Annotated in this window: 10 protein-coding genes and 1 tRNA gene; 3 read left to right on the top strand and 8 right to left on the bottom strand. The window is 50.3% G+C overall.

Annotated features, from left to right (window positions below):
* Nucleotides 1-20 precede the first annotated feature (20 nt).
* Both ACR9Y8_RS24955 and ACR9Y8_RS24950 read left to right on the top strand, forming a co-directional pair.
* Nucleotides 21-1580 carry a RagB/SusD family nutrient uptake outer membrane protein gene (locus ACR9Y8_RS24955; protein ID WP_481215972.1) on the top strand — a complete coding sequence of 520 codons (1560 nt, stop codon included), beginning with the start codon at nt 21-23 and terminating at the stop codon, nt 1578-1580.
* A gap of 23 nt (nt 1581-1603) precedes the next feature.
* A complete protein-coding gene (locus tag ACR9Y8_RS24950) occupies nt 1604-2371 on the top strand; it encodes a hypothetical protein (RefSeq protein ID WP_481215971.1) in 768 nt (255 codons plus the stop codon).
* 696 nt (nt 2372-3067) lie between these two features.
* On the opposite strand, the gene ACR9Y8_RS24945 is transcribed toward ACR9Y8_RS24950, so the two are convergent.
* The 6 genes from ACR9Y8_RS24945 to ACR9Y8_RS24920 form a co-directional block, all read right to left on the bottom strand.
* The gene (locus ACR9Y8_RS24945; protein WP_481215970.1) at nt 3068-5800 is read right to left on the bottom strand and encodes a glycosyl hydrolase; all 2733 of its coding nucleotides are present in this window, start codon (nt 5798-5800) and stop codon (nt 3068-3070) included.
* Nucleotides 5801-5804: 4 nt separating this feature from the next.
* Nucleotides 5805-6866: a glycoside hydrolase family protein gene (locus ACR9Y8_RS24940; RefSeq protein WP_481215969.1), complete on the bottom strand. Its 1062-nt coding sequence runs from the start codon at nt 6864-6866 to the stop codon at nt 5805-5807.
* Between the two features lie 203 nt (nt 6867-7069).
* Nucleotides 7070-8578 (bottom strand): RagB/SusD family nutrient uptake outer membrane protein, encoded by a 1509-nt coding sequence (locus tag ACR9Y8_RS24935; protein ID WP_481215968.1) that lies wholly within the window; start codon nt 8576-8578, stop codon nt 7070-7072.
* Nucleotides 8579-8582: 4 nt separating this feature from the next.
* Nucleotides 8583-11741, bottom strand: coding sequence for a SusC/RagA family TonB-linked outer membrane protein (locus ACR9Y8_RS24930; RefSeq protein WP_481215967.1), 3159 nt, complete (start codon nt 11739-11741; stop codon nt 8583-8585).
* Nucleotides 11742-11772: 31 nt separating this feature from the next.
* Entirely contained in the window at nt 11773-13101 is a 1329-nt protein-coding gene (locus ACR9Y8_RS24925; RefSeq protein ID WP_481215966.1) for a glycoside hydrolase family 88/105 protein, read from the bottom strand.
* Nucleotides 13102-13303: 202 nt separating this feature from the next.
* Nucleotides 13304-15724, bottom strand: a complete 2421-nt coding sequence (locus ACR9Y8_RS24920) for a glycoside hydrolase family 31 protein (protein WP_481215965.1) — start codon at nt 15722-15724, stop codon at nt 13304-13306.
* Between the two features lie 168 nt (nt 15725-15892).
* Between ACR9Y8_RS24920 and ACR9Y8_RS24915 the strand changes: the two genes are divergently transcribed.
* Nucleotides 15893-20236 (top strand): hybrid sensor histidine kinase/response regulator, encoded by a 4344-nt coding sequence (locus tag ACR9Y8_RS24915; RefSeq protein ID WP_481215964.1) that lies wholly within the window; start codon nt 15893-15895, stop codon nt 20234-20236.
* Nucleotides 20237-20302: 66 nt separating this feature from the next.
* On the opposite strand, the gene ACR9Y8_RS24910 is transcribed toward ACR9Y8_RS24915, so the two are convergent.
* Nucleotides 20303-20375: transfer RNA gene (locus ACR9Y8_RS24910), tRNA-Gly, on the bottom strand.
* A gap of 63 nt (nt 20376-20438) precedes the next feature.
* A complete protein-coding gene (locus tag ACR9Y8_RS24905; RefSeq protein WP_481215963.1) occupies nt 20439-20639 on the bottom strand; it encodes a hypothetical protein in 201 nt (66 codons plus the stop codon).
* Nucleotides 20640-20689: the final 50 nt, after the last annotated feature.

The following is a 20689-nucleotide window of genomic DNA, read 5'->3' as shown; positions in this document are numbered from 1 at the left end:
ACACATCAAATTATTTCGGGATGAAGAAGATCATTGTATCCGCCATCATATTAACCACCGCGCTCTCCTGTACAAAAAGCTTCCTCGACAGGGAGCCGATAGACCGGAAGGTGGAAGAAACCTTTTACAAAACGCCGCAGGATGCCCTTGAAGGCTTGGTAGCAGCTTATGACGAGCTGCAGTACGGCGACTATGATAACATACAGTTAGTATCTGAAATAGCCAGCGACGATTGCTTCGGTGGTGGTAGCGAAACAGATATTGCCTGGAAGAGGTGGGACCGTTTCGAGAACGATAACAATACCAATCTCGGTAACTGGACCAAGTATTACACAGGGATTTACAGGGCCAACATCCTGCTGTCCAAACTGGAAGGCGTGAACTGGGGAAGTAACGCTGCCCTGAAAACCCGCTATGAGGCAGAAGCACGTTTTCTCCGCGCCTATTTCTATTTCGACCTGGTGCGCATGTTCGGTAATGTGCCCCTGGTAACAACACCATTAGTGCCCGGCGAATACAACGTTCCCCAGGCCAAACCGGAAGACGTATACAAACTCATCGCCGGCGATCTGCGCTTTGCTGCAGACAACCTGGCTAATACACCCTACAATGCCATTCCCAGTGCAGAATACGGCCGCGTAACAAAATGGGCGGCTGAGGCATTACTGGGAAGAGTGTTCCTGTATTACACCGGCTACTACGGCCAGGCAGACATTCCCGGCGTTGTTACCAAACAGGATGTACGCACTTACATCGATGACGTGATCAACGCCAGTGGTTACGGCCTCGTAGATTCCTTCCCCCGCCTTTGGCAGGCCTCACTCTCCCGCTTTGTTGGCGAGGATAATAAGGAAACCGTATTTGCCATCAAGTTTACCTGGAAAGGGCTGGGCAACTGGGACAAACACGATGGCAACCGCATGCAGGTAATGATCGGCTTCCGTGATGGCGCAGTAGGCCCTTACTACATGGGATGGGGCGCAGGACCGGTAAACCCGAAATTGTGGGAAGCCTATGAAGTAGGCGATACCCGCCGTGCAGGCTCTATTATCTCTGTTGCCGGGGAAAACCTCAGCTATACCAAAACATACCCGCAGAAGACCAACTTTATGTGGAAAAAGTATATGCCTATGGTAGATATGAAAGCAGAAGATCATAACGGCAATTTCCAGATAGATAACTTTTACGACTATGTAGTTATCCGCTTTGCCGATGTATTGCTGATGGGTGCAGAGCTGAACCTGGATGGCGATCTGGGTAAAGCGCAGCGCTATTACGACATGGTGCGCGACCGTGCCTTCCTGGATCAGACACACCGCAGAACGCTGTCAGCCGGCGCTGCGGGCAAAAAGCTGATCATGGACGAACGTCGTTGTGAGCTGGCACTGGAAGGCCATCGTTACTGGGACCTGCTGCGCCAGGGCATTCCGGTGGCCCAGCAAGCCATCAGCGACAATAACCCTGACCCGCAATTCAAAGTAAACTTCAGGCCTGAAACAAAAGGACTGTTCCAGATACCACAGCAGGAGCTGAACCTCTCCAATGGTACCCTGAAACAGAATGATGGATGGAATCAATAATGACCAAGCAAAAACAACACGTAATGAAATCAAACATAAAACATATATTGACCTCCTGCCTCGCGCTTTGTGCACTGGCAGCCTGCGATCCAAGAGAAGACCGCGACGATCTGCCTCAGCCGATGCAGTCATCCGAGCTCTCATTCTCCGTTACCCAGAAACAGGGTTATGACAACGTGGTCTACCTGGAGAATAAAACAAAAGGCGTAATTCCCTTTTGGGACTATGGCACGGGCATTTCCAACAAAGCAAAAGATACTATCAACATCCCCTTTGCAGGTACCTACTATATCAAGTTCACTGCCTACGCTGGCGGCGGCCCCGTACAAGATTCCGCCAAGATCACGGTAACAGAGAACGATCCCCAGTATTTCAGCAGCCCGATGTGGAACCTGCTTACCAACGGCGATCAGGGAAAAACCTGGGTATGGGCTATGGATACGCCCGGCGGCGCGCCCTACGGCAACGGCTCCGGCGGCGCTACGGCTCCTGAGTGGTGGAAGCCCACCCCCGCCGATGTCACCGGCTGGGGAGTAGCCAACGACGAAATGATCCTTGACCTGAAAGGCGCCGCCAACTTTACCAAGGTAACGCCCAAAGGCACTACAAAAGGATTGTTTGTACTAGACACTTTAAACAAGACGATCAAAATATTAGGCTCAGACATCAGCTATGGCGCCGGTATCACCTACGTAGTGGTAACGCTGAACCAGAACGAGCTCACCCTCGCTCAACAAGGCGACGGCTGGCGCAATCTCTGGATGTTCAAACGCAAAGGATTTAATTACTGAGATCGTTATCAACACAGGTTTTAGTTTAAATATGAATAATGCAATCACCGGGGTTGTCTAGCCCCGGTACTACATTTAACACGACAAGTACATTTAATACGTTAAGTACATTTAACACGACAAGTACATTTAACACGTTAAGAACACATTTAGCACGTTACGAGTGGATAAACGAAAGCCCGCGGCAATTGCCAGCGGGCTTTTTATTTTCACCTCCCCTTATTGCTGGGAGCTGCAGGTCTCCTCGCCGTCATTGCAGGGCTGCCGGCCTCCCTCGCCGTCATTGCAGAGCTGCGGGTCTCGAGCAACCGGGTCTTCAGCCGCCGTCATTGCGAGGAGCAATAAAGCCTTTTGTGCGCGGGGCGACGAAGCAATCTTTTCACAATCTCGTGCATAACCCGCGAATATTACGTTAAAAGATTGCTTCGTCACCCCACCCTCATTTCCCCTGCTGTTCCTCGCAATGACGGCGCTGGAGGCCCTTGCTTTGTATGACGGGATAGGAAGCCCTTACTTTGTATGACGGCGCTGGAGGCCCTTGCTTTGTATGACGGGATAGGAAGCCCTCACTTTGTGTGACGGCGCTGGAAGCCCTTACTTTGTATGACGGGATAGGAAGCCCTTGCTTTGTATGACGGGATAGGAAGCCCCTACTTTGTATGACGGATAGGAGGCCCTTACTTCCCGCGGTCAACCTCACATTCCCTTCAACTTCCTCAACCTTACCGGTCCTAACAACCCTGATGCTACCGGCGGCCATTCCTTTGCCGAAAACGGCTTGTAAAACACGTTCACAAAATTGATCTCATAAAAGATCTGCCACTCCTTCCCTTTCCTGTCATAATCTGCTATCCTGTTAGCCGGTAAATTGATCACGTCCACTTCCAGCTCATTCTTACCTTCCTTCAAAAACTTCCCTATACGGGTGCTAAAAGGCAATGCCCACAAAGTATCCACTATATGCCCATTCAAACGCACTACCGCGCTTTCCCGCACCGTTCCCAGATCTAACTCCCAGTGATCCGCCGCATCAGACGGCTTATCAAAACTGATACGATACCTCACAGCACCTGCATATATTTTAGCCGCACTATCCGGCAACAATGTCCATGATTGTAAACTATCCAATGTAAACCTCCGGTCAATAGCTGGCACGCCATCCGTAAACGACAGCTCCCATTTCCCGTTAATGGTCTGCGGCGCTCCTACTGACTGCCTGTAAGCCCACGCAGTGCCCTGTAATTCCTTTGCAGTATCCGTTTTTATGATCACCGATTCACCCGCCTTTAGCTGTACGTACACGGCCGTATGCCCCTCCTGTTGCCTGGTATGCGCCACTCCGCTATGCCCGGTATATGCATCAAACAAGGCAGCAGATCGTGCAGCAGTCCCCAATGCTATCCATCCATCTATATCTCTTGCCTGCTGATTGGCAATAAAATAATAGTAACCTGCCCCGTGCCTGCGGCGTACGTAACGCAATCCTTCATCCACCATCGGCTCTCTTGATATTTTCGCCAGAGACATTGCTTCCTCCGCTGTATTAGCTGTGATGGTACTGCCTTTAGCTGATTGCTTTAACTGTTCAAAGGCCTGCCTGCGTTGCTTTAATTGATAAAGCCCCGGCACATCTTCCGGCATACGTTCCAGGAATATCACCCTAGCACCCGCTTTACCAAGATTTACCAGCTGTTGCATCGTTTCCAGCGGAATATACTTACAAGCAGGTACCACAATGGTTTTATAATGATTCCCGGTCGTTTGTATCTGCCCTTTATTCACTTTGGTTTGCTGCAATTGCCTATCCGATATAAAATCAACCCCATACCCTTTATTCACCAGCGCTGTAGCCGCATCATAAAAAGGAAAAGGCTTCATCCACTCCGAAGTCTTACCGATCACAAACTGGTAATACTGGTTTTCCATCGGCGACTGCCACACATCATACACTGGCCAATATAACAACACGTTATTATCTGCCTGCCCATCCTGCAAAAAGGACTGTACCCGCGTAATATAACCACAGAAAGCTGGCATGTAACGCCAGAAAGTATTCGCCGGTGAGAACTCCACGGAAGCATAGAACAACCAACCGGGCCAGGGTGCATCTTTCGGAGAATATGGCGTACCATGGAACAACACGTGGTTCACACCAGACAACAAGAGGTTATCCAGCTCGGGCTTACATTGCGACAAAGCCGTTTTAAAATGCTCTGTCAGCCAGGTAAAGCTCTCTGCAGATACATACTTCTTCCCGGTAACATGCGCCGCCGAAGCTGCAAAGCGCAGCATCATCGGATTAGATTCCGTATGCCGGATCTCATTACTGTCCACACGTAATCCCGGTATATCGAAATGTGTAGTACCAAACGATTCACATTCCGGCACATCTACTGCTGCATACAGGTCCAGCAAATTAGCCGGCGAACCGTGTGCCTGGTTGCGGGTAGTGCTTCCCATCTGATGCGCCCAGTTCACCCAGTTATGCGTGAAATTCTCCAGCAGCATATCAGACTGCGTAAGGCGATAATCATTCACTACCCGCCGTACCGTATCAGGATCACCCTGTCCCAGGAATGCAGGCAGGTAATCTTCCAGCCGGTATCCCCGGCGTTTGGCAAACTCCTGCAGCAGATCAGCAGACCAGTCAGCGCCAAACACCTCATAAGAGTCATTAAAGAAAGCATGCGGCGCCGGTGTATGTGTTTGTGCAAATGCCTTTGCAAAGCCCTGCAGATACCCGCTAACCACGCGCTTTGAAAAATGATCCATTACCCATCCTTCACCCCCGGGCGAAGCTCTTTTTACTTTCTGCCCTGTCTTGCCATTAAAGAGCGCAACTAACTGCCACCTGCCTGGAGGCGCTGTCCAGCGCAATGAACCTTCCCCATCTACTTTATTCGTAAGATTTAGTTTCTGATTACCCGGTCCATAAGCCATCAATGCCTGCAAAGGAGCCGGTTGCTGGCTACGGCCTTCATAACGCACCGGCGCTTTGAGCGATTCTCCACCCTGCAATGTGAACTCCCTGAAATATACTTTGCCTGCTGCATCTTTCAGGGGAATGCCGGGCCCACCAAAGGGCCAGCCGGTACCTGTGTTCATGTCCACGGTAATGCCAAGGCGCTTCCCTTCGCTAATGGTATAGCCCAGCATATGCATCCAACGCGGCGATAAAAAGTTGATAAACTGCTTTTCAAAACCTTTTGCGCCATAGATCGGTGTTATTTCTACACCACCTATACCCGCCTGCCGGAATTGCTGCAGGCTGTAGGACAGGTTAGCGCTGTCAACCGCATTGCCCAGCCACCACCAGCGCGTCCAGGGTTGTGCTTCCTTTGTAACACGCGGCCAATGCAACTGACTCTTAGCCATCAGGCAGGCGGTCAGTAAACATCCGGTCAGTAATCCTTTCCTGTACATACGCATGGTATCATGATTTTATCCTGAATATAAAAGCAGAAGCAGTCATATACTGACCGCCCTGTGCGGCAGTAAAAAGATAGGCAGGCTTTCTTTCGTGCATCAGGAGCTGCGGCCTTTCAAACCTGCCATATCTTTTCAGATGTGGCGCAGGAACAGGCTCCTGTATATAATGCGGTACATCGTAATAAGCAATTGCAGGAAAAGACCATTTCAATCCATCCTTTGCTTCCATGTACAATCCCACCTTTTGATTATACACCCCCATATCCCTGGCCAGCATGTTAAAACGGCCGTTGTCATACCAGGCAAATGCATCTTCCAGCTGCTTGTTATCTCCCAGTTTCGAAAAATCTATCAGCGGGTTCTGTGCATATTTGCGATAAGGCCCTTCGGGCTTTTGCGCGATAGCCAGCCCATACTTACGATTACCCCTGATAGGCCCCGTTGCCTGCTCATATTCCGCCGTATTCCAGGATTTATAGTACAGCCAGTATTCACCATTAGGATGTACCACCAGTGACGGATTAGTGGTACAATGGTCATCCCAGTCGCCGGGCTCACCGGCCTCCAGTATCGGCTGATCACTGCGCGACCACGGGCCATACAGCGAGTCAGCCACCGCCAGGCCTATACGTTTAGTATTTGTCTTGCCATTGGAATTGCCCATATAAAAGAGATGATAACGGCCATTCAGCTTTTGTATATGCGGATTATGACAGGTAGTAGCGTCCCAGTAGCCTGGTCCTCTCGGCGACAATACAGTATCTACATACTCAAAAGGCGATTCCGGGTCAGGCGCCACCGCATGCGCGATCTCAGAACAGTTGATCCAGCCCCCCATACCGCGTGCCGCAGGCCAGCGGGAAAAGAAAACGTGGATCTTTCCATCAGGGCCTTCTATCGGGCTATTGCACCATACGTAATAATCTTTCATCTCCAGCGCCCGCCCTACCGGCTGCAGGTGCCTGGCGAACTCAGACACCGGGTCTTCGCTTCGCGCCATGGCAGCAGTGAGTTTCCCGTATATGAGGGAAGCGCCCAGGCCAGTAATAAAGGTTCGTCTTTTCATAAGTGGTCCGTTTAAAATACAAATTAATTGGTAAGTAAGGGTCTCCCTTCCCCGTCATTCAAGTTAAGGGCTTCTTCCCCGTCATTCGGGCAACGAAGCAAGGGTCTTCATCCCACGGTGTGGGAAGACCCGCATGTTGGCAATGACAGGCAGGGAAGACCCCGCGCGTTCTCCACATGCTCCTCATAATAACAGTCCTTCAATCAATATCCTTCATTCTGCTCATACAATCCCGGCTTAATATTCATCTCCGCCTGCGGAACCGGGTACAAAATATACGCGTTCTGCATCGGCTTCATCACATGCCTTTCATCCTCCTTCGCTATCCATGCATTCATTACCGTCACCACCTTACCCGTACGCACCAGGTCATGCCAACGCAGTCCTTCAGCTGCAAACTCGCGCCGCCGTTCTTCCAGCAATGTATCTGCGTTTACACCGCTAAGGCCGGGCAATCCCGCACGCGTACGAACCATGTTCACAATACTATCCACCTCCGCCTGGCTACCACCCGTATGCAGCAGTGTCTCCGCATACATCATCAACACATCTGTATACCGCAGCACAGGCTGGTTAATGCCCCAATCCCGCAAGTCTACGCCATAGCGTTTAGGATCAAGAAACTTCTTAAAATAATACTGGTTTACAAAATTGCCATTCTCATCTGTAAAGCCCTGTATCACATTAAACGCTAAACGCAGATCACCTGCAGGATAGCTTTGCAACAGATCATTAGATACGAACTTAAAATCATTACCGCCTGCTACCGGTATCTTATTCGCACGCATATAGCTCGCAGGCAGCATTTCAGCGGGTATCACCGTGCCTGTACCCGTGCCTCCGCTTTTAAACTGCACTTCAAATACTGACTCTGAATTATTCTCATTATCATAACTGAAGATCTGTGCATAATTATTAATGAAAGCATACTTACCACTATTCATGATCTCTTTCAGCAGATCACGCGCTTTTACATACTCATTGGAATTCAACACCGGACCTTTTTCCAGCAGCACCGGTCCTGAACGCGTAAGGTATACGCGGGCCAGTAACCCTTTAGCCGCATAGCTGGTAGCCCGACCTTTACTTGCACCACTATAGGAATCCGGCAACAGCTCCCGGGCAGCTTCCAGGTCGGCAATAATCAGCTCATAGATCTCCCGTACCGGAGATCGGCCTATCTCCTGTGCCTCCGTAGCTCCTACCGGCTTTGTAATCTTCGGCACGGCGCCAAAGAAGCGCACCAGGTCAAAATACATCAGCGCACGGATAAACTTTGCCTCACCGCTCAATTGATTACGGATAGCTTCACCTGGTACTTTCTCTTCATTGATATGCTCCAATACTGCATTACAACGCATGATGGTATTATAACAATCATTCCAGGCGCTGGCCATCAGGTTATTGGAAGAGTTCACTGTAAAATTATTCACCGGGTTCCAATCGTAGGTGCCGCCATCCCCGGGCACATACATATTATCAGACCGGATCTCCGATAAAAATAAATGACGGGTGGGATAAGAGGAAAGCCCGTTATACGCACCATTCACCGCCTGCTCAAAATCCTGCTGGTTACGATAAAAGTTCGCCACGCTGGGATCAGAGATCGGCTTTACATCCAGCTTGCTGGTGCAGCTGCTTAGTATTATGATGATCAGCAGCATCCAGCTCGTGGCTTGCAACTGACAGCTTGTAGCTTTTTTCTCTTGCATACGATCAGAATGAAATGTTAACACCTAAGATGAATGATTTTGCCAGTGGGAAAGCGCCGTAGTCGTCGCCGGAATCATTGATGGCTTCGGGGTTAAAGCCACCGGTATAATGATCTTTCCCCCATACGTTTTCAGCAGATACATAGATCCTGCCGCCATTCACACCCGGGATATGTTTCAATACCTTCGACAGGTTATATCCCAGCGTAACCGTTCTCAATCGCCAGTAACTGGCATTGTACAGCCAGCGAGAATCCTTTAGCCGCCCGTATTTAATAGGCCAGGCCTTCGGCACAATACCATTACCAGGATCTGCTTCAGAACGCCAGCGGTCACGCCAGATGCCCAGTGAGTTATCTACAATGCCGCTGCCCATTCGATCTATCGCCCGTCCAAATGTGGAGTAGATCTTATTGCCCCACTGCCCCTGGAACAGGAAGCTGAGGTCAACACCTTTATAGCTGAAATTATTGGTGATGCCCCAAACATAGGTAGGATCCGGCTGACCAGATATCACCGCATCCTTTACATCGATCACCTTATCGTTGTTCGCATCCCGGTATTTTGGATCGCCTGCTTCCTCACCGGCAATAATAGGACTGGAAGCTGCTTCCCCTGCTGTCTTCAGCACGCCGATGGTCTCTATTACATAGAAAGCGCCAATGGGCTGGCCAACAGTAGTGATATGATGCCCCATGTTATCAAAATTGCCGAATATGATCGGCGTGTTATTCGGTCCCAGCTGCAGCACTTTATTGGTATTATGACTGAGATTCAGGTTTGTGCTCCACTCCAATGCGCCGCTAAGGTTGCGGGTGGAAAGCTCCAGTTCCCATCCTTTGTTCTCTACCTTACCAATGTTGGTGATAGCCGTATTAAAACCTGTAACAGCTGCCACAGGCACGCTCAATAACAGGTCCGTGTTCAGCTTGCGGTAATAATCGAAAGAAGCAAAGATGCGGTTATCAAACAACCCCAGGTCAAGCCCCGCATCTATCGTCTCTGATTTCTCCCAGCCCAGGTCAGGATTCGGGATGTTGGATGGCTTCTGCCCTTTTACCAGTGCACCTTCTCCGGTGCCCAGCACATAATTGGAGAATTCCAGCAGGGCAGTCTGGCTGAAGTCGCCAATGTTGTTATTACCAGACACGCCCCAGCTGGCGCGCAATTTCAATTCGCTTACATTGGGCAGCGCTTTCATGAACGGCTCTTCCAGTACCCGCCATCCAGCAGATACTGCCGGGAAGATGCCCCATTTGGTATTGGCGCCAAAGCGGGAAGAACCGTCCCTGCGCAGCGAAGCAGACAAGAGGTATTTATCTCGGAAACCATATTGCAGCCTGCCAAAATAAGAGATCAGCACATTCTTGGTTTCCCGTGTGTAAGTATCTGACAGTGTCAGGGTAGTAGCGCCATTCAGGGTATAAATATCATCCGTGCTGAAATTGGAACCGCCTATCCTGGCTTCCTCGAAATTGGTTTGATTGAAAGAATAACCAGCCACCGCCGCTATATCGTGATGGCCTAAACGCTTGTTATAGGATAAGGTATTTTCATTTACCAGGGTGGTCTTACGGTAAGTGCGGGAAGAGCCTGTTCCCGGGTTGCCGTTTCTGATCACACTGGGCGAAAAAGCTTTACGGCGATAATCTGCATTATCCAGGTTCAGCGTGCTTTTGAATACCAGTCCATCCAGCAGCTTGTAATCTCCATAGATGCTGCCCAGTGTGCGCAAGGTGCGCTCCTCTCCCATCTGCTCACGCAGCACGGCTACCGGGCTTACGGTAGAACTGGCCCAGGCATAACGGGGGTTGGGCACTACACCGGTTTCCAGGCCTACGCTTTCTTCTACAACAGGCGTAGCGCTCAGCGCTTTATGCAGCTGCTGGTCTTTTCCCTCTGCACCGGGATCAGTCACCACGCTGTAAGAAGGCGCGATGTTCAGTCCCAGGTTAATGCGCTCATTTACCTTCAGGTTTACATTCGAGCGGAAAGCATATCTTTTATACCCGGTATAGATAACGATTCCATCCTGGTTCAGGTAATCGCCGGAGATGCGGTAGGTCACCTTATCCGTTCCCCCGGAAGCCGCCAGCTGGTAGCTTTGCACCATGCCTTTACGAAACAGCTCATCCTGCCAGTCTACATACCGTAATCCCGGATGCCCTGGCTGATACCAACGTTCATCATAAATTTTGTTAAAATCAAATCCTCCCAGCTTTTGTTTCCTTACTGCAGGGTTATCAGTGGCCAATCTGCCCAGGGCAGGATTTACATAGTTATAATCAATGATCTCCCGCGTACGGTCTATCCAGTCTTCTGCGGAAAGCATATCCAGCTTCTTCACCGTTTCCTGCCAGCCTACATAGGTGTTGAACTCCATCCGGTTCTTACCTGACTTACCTGATTTAGTAGTAATGATCACCACACCATTCGCCGCACGCGAACCGTAGATAGCGGCTGCAGATGCATCTTTCAATACCTGTATAGCAGCAATATCATTGGGGTTGATATTATCCAGTGCAGAGCCCTGGGCAAAGCCGCCGCTGGCACTGGCGCTGGAAACATCCAGCGGGAAACCGTCTATTACATAAAGCGGTTCAGTGCCTGCATTGATAGAACCTGTGCCTCTTACCTTTATCTGGAAACCCTTACCCGGTGCGCCGCTGATCTGCTTTACCTGCACACCGGCCATCTGTCCTACCAGCGCCTGGTCTACCCGCGCAATAGGACGCTCATCCAGGTGTTGTGCATTCAAGGTGGCAATAGCACCGGTAACATTGGCTTTCTTCTGTGTACCATAACCTACTACCAGTACTTCATTCAGGTCCTGGTTGCCTTTGCTCATGCTCACAGAGAGCTCCCCAGCGCCTGTTAGTGTTACTTCTTTACTTTCGTAGCCGACATAGGTGAACACCAGCACATCACCTAATTTGGCAGGAACAAAGAACTGCCCCGCTCCATCTGTGACAGTTCCTTTATTGCCGCCCTTTATGCGCACATTTACGCCGGGCAGCGGGGTATGATCCAGCTGGTCTGTAACGCGGCCAGCTATACGTCCCTTGTCCTGGAAGGCATAGCCGGGAAGATGTTGTAATGCAAATACTAAACATAACAGCCAAAGGAAGATTGGCCGCCGGTAACGGTTTGTATCATTTTTCATGTGGAATCTATTATTAATTCTTAATTACTAATTAATTCCCCGAGCGAATACGTGGATATTGCAAATGCGCCGGCGGGTCCCTGAAGGGTTGCAAGTCCATCATAGCGATGCCTGCCCGTAATACCGGCGCTTCTCCCATAGGGGTATTAGTTTCTACGGGCCTGTTATAATAAAATACCAGCGAAGGCATAATACCGGTGCCAGTGCAGATACCGCTGACATCTCCCGTTTCACTGATCCTGGTCAATATTCCTTTCCAGCCCTGCTCCGCAGCATAGGCATAGTCGCGATGCAACCATCCCTGTTTAACACCGGTAGCCAGGGCATAAGTGAACATAGCCGTTCCCGTTACTTCCTCATAAGCGTCTGCTTTATCAAGCAGCTGGCGCCACAGGCCCGATGGTCCCTGGTAACGTACAATGCCCGCCGCCTGCTGTTGAAAGATCTTCAGCAGTGCTGCCCGTTGCGGATGAGTAGCCGGTAGTACCGACAACAGATCGGCCTGCGCCATCATCACCCAACCGTTTGCTCTCGACCAGTAAGCCACACCATGCTGCTGTACATCGGAATGATAACAATGGTAATACAGCTGCTTCTCAGCATCCCATAGATAGCGGCTGAACTGGATCACCTGTTTGGCGGCATCATCAAAGTAGCGCCGGTCGCCGGTCAAACGGCCCATACGTGCCAGGAAGCACACGCTCATATACAGGTCGTCTGCCCATATCGTCATTTCATGCGGCCATAAACGTGCAATGGTACCATCTTTCAAACGGGGCTCGCGCTGCAGCAGATGCGCCGCTATTTTATCGACATACGCTTTATAGGCAGCCCGTTTGTCACGGCGGTACAGGTCAATAAGGCTGGCGCCTATCACGCCACAATCATCCAGGCGTACCATCCGGAAGAACATATGCCAGGAATACCGGCGCGCCTTTTCGTCCCCGTCAGGTCGCTGCATACAGGTATTGTATTGCCTGCGGAAATAAGAAAGGTTGGCGGAGTCAAATACAAATTCCATATTACGCTGCACATAACGGAGATACTGTGTATCCTTCAGCTGGTCTGACAGCTCCATCATCGCGATCTGCAAAAGCCCGTTGGTATAATGCCAGTCGTTATACTGGCTTTTTACCTTCATGTCCATAGAGAAGGGCACACCGGCCAGGTTGTGATAGGTTTGCTGTGTATTGGGGTCAATGAACTGGTAAGGCGTGCTTTGCACAATACGGTTGGCGATCTTCCTTAATACAGCTTCCGTTGAAGCCGGTTGCTGGGCGCGTACAACATCCGCTGCAGCTGTCAGCAAACAGCAAAGGAATAATAAACGGCACAGGCCTTGGCTGCTTATCCGATCCATAGTTTAATATTTATCCGGTTGTCAGAAAATAGGTTAATAGGGCACAAACAAGGACGAAGGCCAGTATCAATAGCCGCTCCAGCCTTTTCAGCTTCGCAATGCGCTTCATATTTTCCTGCTGGTTATATGGATGCTCCATCTGCATAAACTCATCGCCTAAATTACCGGCAGGCAAGTCCTGCAGCAATGGAGGATCATACAATTACATGGAAAATCTGACAGTCACACGATTTTCCCGCCCCGCGGGTATGCCCGCAATGTGCAATACCTGCGATGCGACGTCATAATCCCAGCGGCTGTTATTAGCAGTGATCACGGCCGAAGGCCGGGCAGGCATGTGTACTTTCAGCTGGTAAGCCTTCAGCGCACTGCGATATTTGCCACTGGCAGGCAGCAGGTGAATGCTTATTTCTCCTGGCGTCGTTTTACTACTGATGTTTGTAATAGAAAATTGTCCCTGCTGGTACTGCAGGCTCTTACCATCATCTTCATATAAGCGGCAAGCACCATCGCCACCGGCGTAAATGTCCAGCGTAAGGGTATCTATCGTTTTCTCTCCGGTATATTGCAATACGGGTTGTGTGGGAATGATGCTACCAGCTTTGATGAACAGCGGCATTTTATCCAGGGGCGTCAGCACATTCAGGTATTGTTTGCCTTCATAGCGTTTCCCCGTCCAGTAATCTATCCAGCCGCCTTCCGGCAGGTATACCACCCGTGTGGCGGCGCCCTTCTGCGTTACCGGGCAAACCATGATGCTGCTGCCCAGCAGGTATTGATCAGTGATATTGTACACATTCGGATCATCGTGGTATTCCAGTACCAATGCGCGCATCAATGGCATACCGGTAGCGTACATTTCGTAAGCATGCTGGTACAGGTAAGGCATCAGCTGGTAGCGTAAACGGGCATATTGAATAAAAATATCCAGCGCTTCTTTTCCATAGTTCCAGGGCTCTTTATATCCCGGGTGATCCATTCCGAATAACATCGCCACAGGGCTCAGCATCCCGAACTGGCACCAGCGTATATACAGCTCCGGATCTGCCGGATGTTCAAAACCGCCCATGCAATGCGCCCAATAACCTACCCCTGAAAGGCCAATGTTCAGGCCTCCGCGTATCACCGGTTCAAAATATTGCCATTCGCTGGGCCAGTCGCCTGCAAAAATGAAGGGATAACGCTGGATGCCTGCATAACCTTCACGTGTGTGGTTCATGCCGCGGATGCCATTGTATTGTGCAAACTTTTCGTACGCAGCTTTGGCATATGCGATAGGAAATATATTGTGCAGCTGCCGCGCTTTGGCATCTGTGGGACCAGTCTTGTTACTTTCATTCGCCAGGTGACCAAATGCACTGCCTTCATCTGTTTTAAAGAAACGGGCACCGATACCAGCCACTTTCATGGCGGCATGTTGCCACCACCAGTTCACCGCTGCAGTATCAAAAAAGTTCACAAATTCTCCCGGGCCGTTGGCTTCGGGGTAAGTATATCCGAGCGCAGCGGCGCTATCCAGTATCCGGTTATGCAGTCCGTTGTCCAGCCGCGGCCTGATATGCAAGCCTACCATATTAAAATGGAGGGCATAGAGGCTATCCATCATTGCACGCGGATTGCGGAAGGTTTCCCGCCATTCATAACTGGTAGCGCCTTTGCCGCCGTTCTTGCCAAAGAGCCGCCAGGTAGAATCCAGGAAGAGAATATCCACCGGTATACCCAGCTCGCGGAAACGTCGGGCCAGCGCCAGTACATAGGCATCTGAAGTTTCACTCTCATGCCCCCAGGTACCGCCGCTGTAAGTGCCTATGTGTAATCCCATAGCGAACAAAGGCATCAGGGGAGAGCGCCCCGTAAGGCTGGTGTACTGTTCCAGTATTTCGGCAAAACGGGGACCATAAATAAAATAGTAGTCCAGCTCACCATTGCTTTCATGCGCGCTGAAACTATATTGGTCCGCGAGGCCCTGGCCCATATCCCAGGAGGAAGCAACAGGGGTGTGCAGGAAAATACCATAGCCGCGCGTGCTCATAAAAAAGGGCACGGGGCTGTAATTAGCGGCCAGTATATTGTAAGCCCCCGTGATATGCGGCATGCCTGCGCCGCGCCCTACGTCCAGCTTTACTTTTTTACCACGTCTGTCCAGGAAATCCATCCGCTCCCCGAACCCAAAGAAATGCTCATCCGCTTGCAGCGTCTTACGGCAGGCTACCGTATCGGCTGTTAAAAATGCGCCGTTACCTGCCTTTCCGGATTCAGCCGACAGCAATTTTCCATCAGCGCTCCACACATCGATGGCAAAAGGTTTTTTCTGTATGAGGATACGAAGGTCCTGTGTCTGCAGCCGGAACTGATCTGCTGTTTCAGATACCTGTACAGGTACCTGGCTCCATTGATATTGTACTACCATCCAGGGCTCATTGGGCGTAAAGCTGCCATTACGGCCCATCCTTACCCTGAACAGGGAGGGTGTACAGAATTCCAGCTGCACTTTTGCCGCTGTGGTGGTAAAATGGAAAATGTTGCCTTCCCTGTTAAAACCTTGCTGATAATCGCCTGCCTGTGCAAAAACCTGCCATGCACAAATGACTGTCGTACATAATATAAAAAGTGTCTTCCGCATAAGCCCGTCGTTAAAAGTGTAAAGATGACAGGAAACAGCAGCCGGCAACATGGAGAAATTGACTTTATGCTGTAAAAATGTACGCAGCAGCTTGCCCACTAGGAAAGCATGGGATGCATTTCCGCTTAATTAATAGCATATTCAGGTAGCCTTATTATAGATTCCGTTATGATATTACCCAAATGTCTATCCAACATTTGCAGCTGCGCATTCCTGTTATTACCCTTCACAGCTGCCATTGCCAACAGCGAACCTACTGTGCCCGCACGCCTGAATAATAACATATGCCTGGAACAACTTACCACGCGCGACGGACTTTCCCAGAACACGGTGCGCTGCCTCCTGCAGGACAAAAAAGGTTTCATCTGGATCGGTACCCTGAATGGCCTGAACCGCTATGATGGGAAAAAGTTTGTGATATACCGGCCCGAGTACGGGAACCCTCATTCCATCAGCGATACCCGTATCCGGGAACTGCATGAGGACCGCCACGGCTTCATCTGGGTGAAAACCTTTGAAGGGCGTTTTCACTGCTTTGACCCGGTAAGGGAAGATTTTATCGAATACGGTAAGGGCAATGAACAGCTGACCTACGAACAATGGTTTGAGACTTCCTCCGGCGATACCTGGCTATATGGCCGACAAAGCGGATGCCTGCGCATCCGGCGGGAGAAAGGCGCCTTCATTACGCGACATTATGATCTCCCGGCGGGAAACCAGGTAAATTTTATGTTCCAGGATGCTGTCCGCAATCTATGGATAGGTACGGCCAATGGGCTCTACCGCCTGAGATCAGACGGTAGTATTACAGCCGCTTACAAGGAAAGGGCCCAACATGACTTCATACAGGCGCTGCCTGCCAATGGCCGGCTTTATTTTATTACGCGCAATAATGGCGTATTCACCTATCACCTGCAGCATCAGCAGTTCAGCAGGCTGGCTATGGACCGTTCATTGCAACTCAGCAGCGGCGCCCTTCTCAATCATGAACAACTGCTGCTGGGTACGCAACAGTCGGGCGCCTGGATACTGCAGTTGAAAAGCGGCCAGGTACAATCCGCACACACCATCTTTAAAGAGAACATAAGCGGTCGCACAGATGTAATAACCGGCGCAGCAAAGGGCATCTGGATCAACAACCACTCGGGCGTTGTATGGTATTATGATATACGCAGACAGCAATCACGCCGCTTTACCCTTGTGTCTAAAGAGGTGATGCACCAGGTGGATGATGATCGCCTCAGCATCCAAACCGACAATAAAGAGAATACCTGGCTCACCACCTATGGCGGCGGCCTGTATTGCTATAATCGCCTCAGGGATACACTGCAGCATTTCAGCCATAACGGAGATAATGCCAATGGCCTGAGCTCTAATTATCTCTTAAGCGTACTGGCAGACCGCTCCGGCTTGATATGGGTAGGCGCAGAACATACGGGGCTTAACAAACTGGTACCGCAATCATTCTCCATATCGCATATCTATCCGGATATCCAAAATCCCCGGCCATACAGCGCCAATATTGTAAAAACACTCTTCGAGGACAGCCGCGGTAATATCTGGGTAGCCACCAAGAATGGCGCACTGTACCTGTACAATCGTAAACTGGAAAAGATACGTTCCCTCCATCATCTCTTCCATGGAGAAAGTCCGAATATATATTGCATACAGGAAGACAACAGAGGGTACATCTGGCTGGGCGCTAAAGGTCAGGGATTATATATCACACACCTGGATTCACTACAGCTACCAGCCCGCCATTTTGAGCTGCCGGAACCCGTTCCCGGCACCAGTAAAAATAACCAGGTGTACACCATCCTGCAAGACCGCCAGCAGCGCATGTGGATCGGTACTTTCGGTGGAGGCATGAACCTCGCTGTTTACGGTGGTGGTCATCATATATCATTCCGCAACTTTTTCGGCACACATGAAACTTTAAAGGATATACGCTGTATGCAGCAGGACCGCAACGGCAATATATGGGCGGGCACCAACAATGGCCTGCTGACCTTCAAGCCGGATGCGCTGCTGCAGAACGGTAGTGCATTCACCCTGTACCGCTCCGATCCCGGCCAGCCCAATGGCCTTACCAGCAATGTGATCAAGGTGCTCTGCGAGGATCATAAAGGCCGTATCTGGGCAGGTACTTCCGGCGGCGGTATCAGCCGCTTTGTTCCAGCAGGCAGGAACCATGCCGCCTGCTTTGAAACCTTTACTACCCAGCAGGGACTTTCGCATGATATTGTAAACGGTATGCTGGAAGATGAGCAGGGCGACCTGTGGATCAGCACAGAGAATGGTCTCACCCGTTTTAATCCCGACAAGAACACTTTTGAGATCTTTTATTTTTCCAATACCACCCTCGGCAATCTCTTTGCAGAAGCAGCCTGCTGTAAAAGAAAGAATGGCCAGCACCTCTGGGGCAGCCTGGATGGCTTCTACAGCTGTCATCCCGCACTGATGCGTACAGACAGCCGCGACGCACCGGTAGTGCTCACCGGCTTCAGTATTGCCGGTAACCCGCTGAAGCGTAGCAGCCGCCAACAGCAGGCGCTGAATACCGCGCAAACGATCACCCTGGAGCCCAACCAAAAAGTGTTCAGCATCGAATTTGCCACACTGGCCTATCGCAATCCGCAACAGAATAAATACACCTATATACTGGAGAATTATGAGGACGAATGGAACCCGCCAGCCGGCTATAACGTAGCTACCTACCGTAACCTGCCTCCCGGCGAATACACCTTCCGGGTAAAAGGCACTAACAACGACGGCAGCTGGAGTAAACAGGAAGCCACCATACATATCACGGTGCTGCCGTCTTTCTGGCGCTCCACGCCTGCCTTTATATTGTACTTCTGCGTGATCACGGGATTAATCGCGGCCATCACCTTTGTACGGAAGCGTATCTTCCGCTTACAGCACGCCGTTGCACTGGAAAAAGAGCTTACAGAATATAAGCTGAACTTCTTCACCAATGTATCTCACGAATTCCGCACTCCGCTTTCGCTGATCGTCAGCGCGATGGAAAACCTGCTGGGCAGCCGCCAGGGCGCACTGCATACCGGCAGGCATCTTCACATCATGCAGAAGAATGTACAACGCCTGATGCGCCTGGCCGACCAGCTGCTGGACTTCCGCAAGATCCAGCATCAGCGCATGAAATTACAGTTGCGCGAAGTGGAAGTCATCTCCCTCCTGCAGGAACTCTGCGACAGCTTCAATGATCTCGCTGAACAGAAGCAGATCCGTCTGCAGTTTTCCAGTAACCTGCCCGAGTATACCATGTGGCTGGATGATAATAAACTGGATAAGATGTTGTACAACCTGTTGTCCAACGCCCATAAATTCACGCCCGCCAACGGCAACATTACCATACGCGCCGTGATAGATGAAAGCGCTGGTACGCTGCAGATCCAGGTATCCGACTCTGGCATTGCCATTCCGGAAAGCAAACGGGAACAGATCTTCCAGCGCTTTACACAGCTAAGCTTCTCTCCTACGGGAACGGGCATAGGATTATCACTAACCAAAGAACTGGTAGAGCTGCATCATGGCAACATCAGTTTCCAGAACAATCCCGGTGCAGGCGTTACCTTCATCATCAATCTGCCGCTCTCCCGTGATGTATACCCGGCAGAGGAGCTGGCCACGCCGGAAGCCCTCAGCGGCACAAGTACCCATACCACTAATGTTTCATCCGCCTACATCGCAGATGCAGACGGACTGGAACTACCGGAGCCCTCTTCCCGTTACAAGATCCTCGTCATTGAAGACAATCCCGATATCTGCGATTACCTGGCAGAACAGCTGGGCCACTATTTCCATGTACATACGGCCAACAACGGCCGCGATGGTTTGGCACAGGCTATTGAGCTGGCGCCCGACCTGGTGGTGTGCGATGTGATGCTGCCGGAGATGAACGGCTTTGACATCACCCGCCGCATCCGTGCAGAATTCCAGACCTGTCATATTCCGGTAGTGCTGCTTACTGCGCTCTCTTCCGGAGAACATCAGCTGCAGGGCATAGACGCAGGCGCAGATGCTTATATACCCAAACCTTTCAGCACACGCTTCCTGCTCACAAATATCATTCGCATCATCGAACAAAGAGAAAAGATCAGGAAACGTTTCTCCAATGATCCGGGCTTCTTTGAAGTGAACATCGCAGAGAATGAAGCAGACCGCAAGTTCCTGGACAGACTACACTTTATTATCGAAAAGAACCTGGACAATACGCAGTTCTCTGTAGATGAATTTGCGGCAGCCGTTAAGCTGGGAAGAACTTTATTCTATAAGAAGGTAAAAGGCCTTACCGGTTATTCGCCCAATGAATATATCCGGCTGGTGAGATTGAAGCAGGCGGCGACACTATTAAACACGGGAGATTATACGGTATCAGAAGTGACTTATAAAGTGGGTATGAACGATCCTTTCTATTTCAGTAAATGTTTTAAAGCGCAATTCGGCATACCGCCGTCTGCTTATCTTAAAAGGGTAAAAGCAGGATAACGAACTGTCTGCAGTACAGAATGGTATAAATGAAAAAAGGCCCTTGTAAGGCCTTTTTCTATGCTGAGCGGAAGACCGGGCTCGAACCGGCCACCCCGACCTTGGCAAGGTCGTGCTCTACCAAATGAGCTACTTCCGCTGATAAGAACTATCTTTTTTGATTTCGGACTGCAAAAATAAGAAAGTGTCCGAAATATCCAAATTATTTATACTTAGGATTATAAAGGGTGCTTTCGGGCACAGCTACTTCGGGCTTTCCTTTATAACGATGTTTGTACAGGTTGTAGCAACCACCTAACACAAAAGCCAGTGCACAAAATACATACACATAAAACAGGAAACGGGAAGAGGATACCCAGTTGCTGGAAAAGTCTCTCTTATTTTCTATCGTGTTTTGTTCCATAGATTTTTTCTTTTCGCGTTGCAAACTTACATTATGTCAGATAATAATCA

The sequence above is a fragment of the Chitinophaga sp. SVR4-12A genome, from assembly GCF_056754765.1.
The sequence above is the reverse complement of the archived record's forward strand: the minus strand, read 5'-3'. Positions and strand labels throughout refer to the sequence as shown.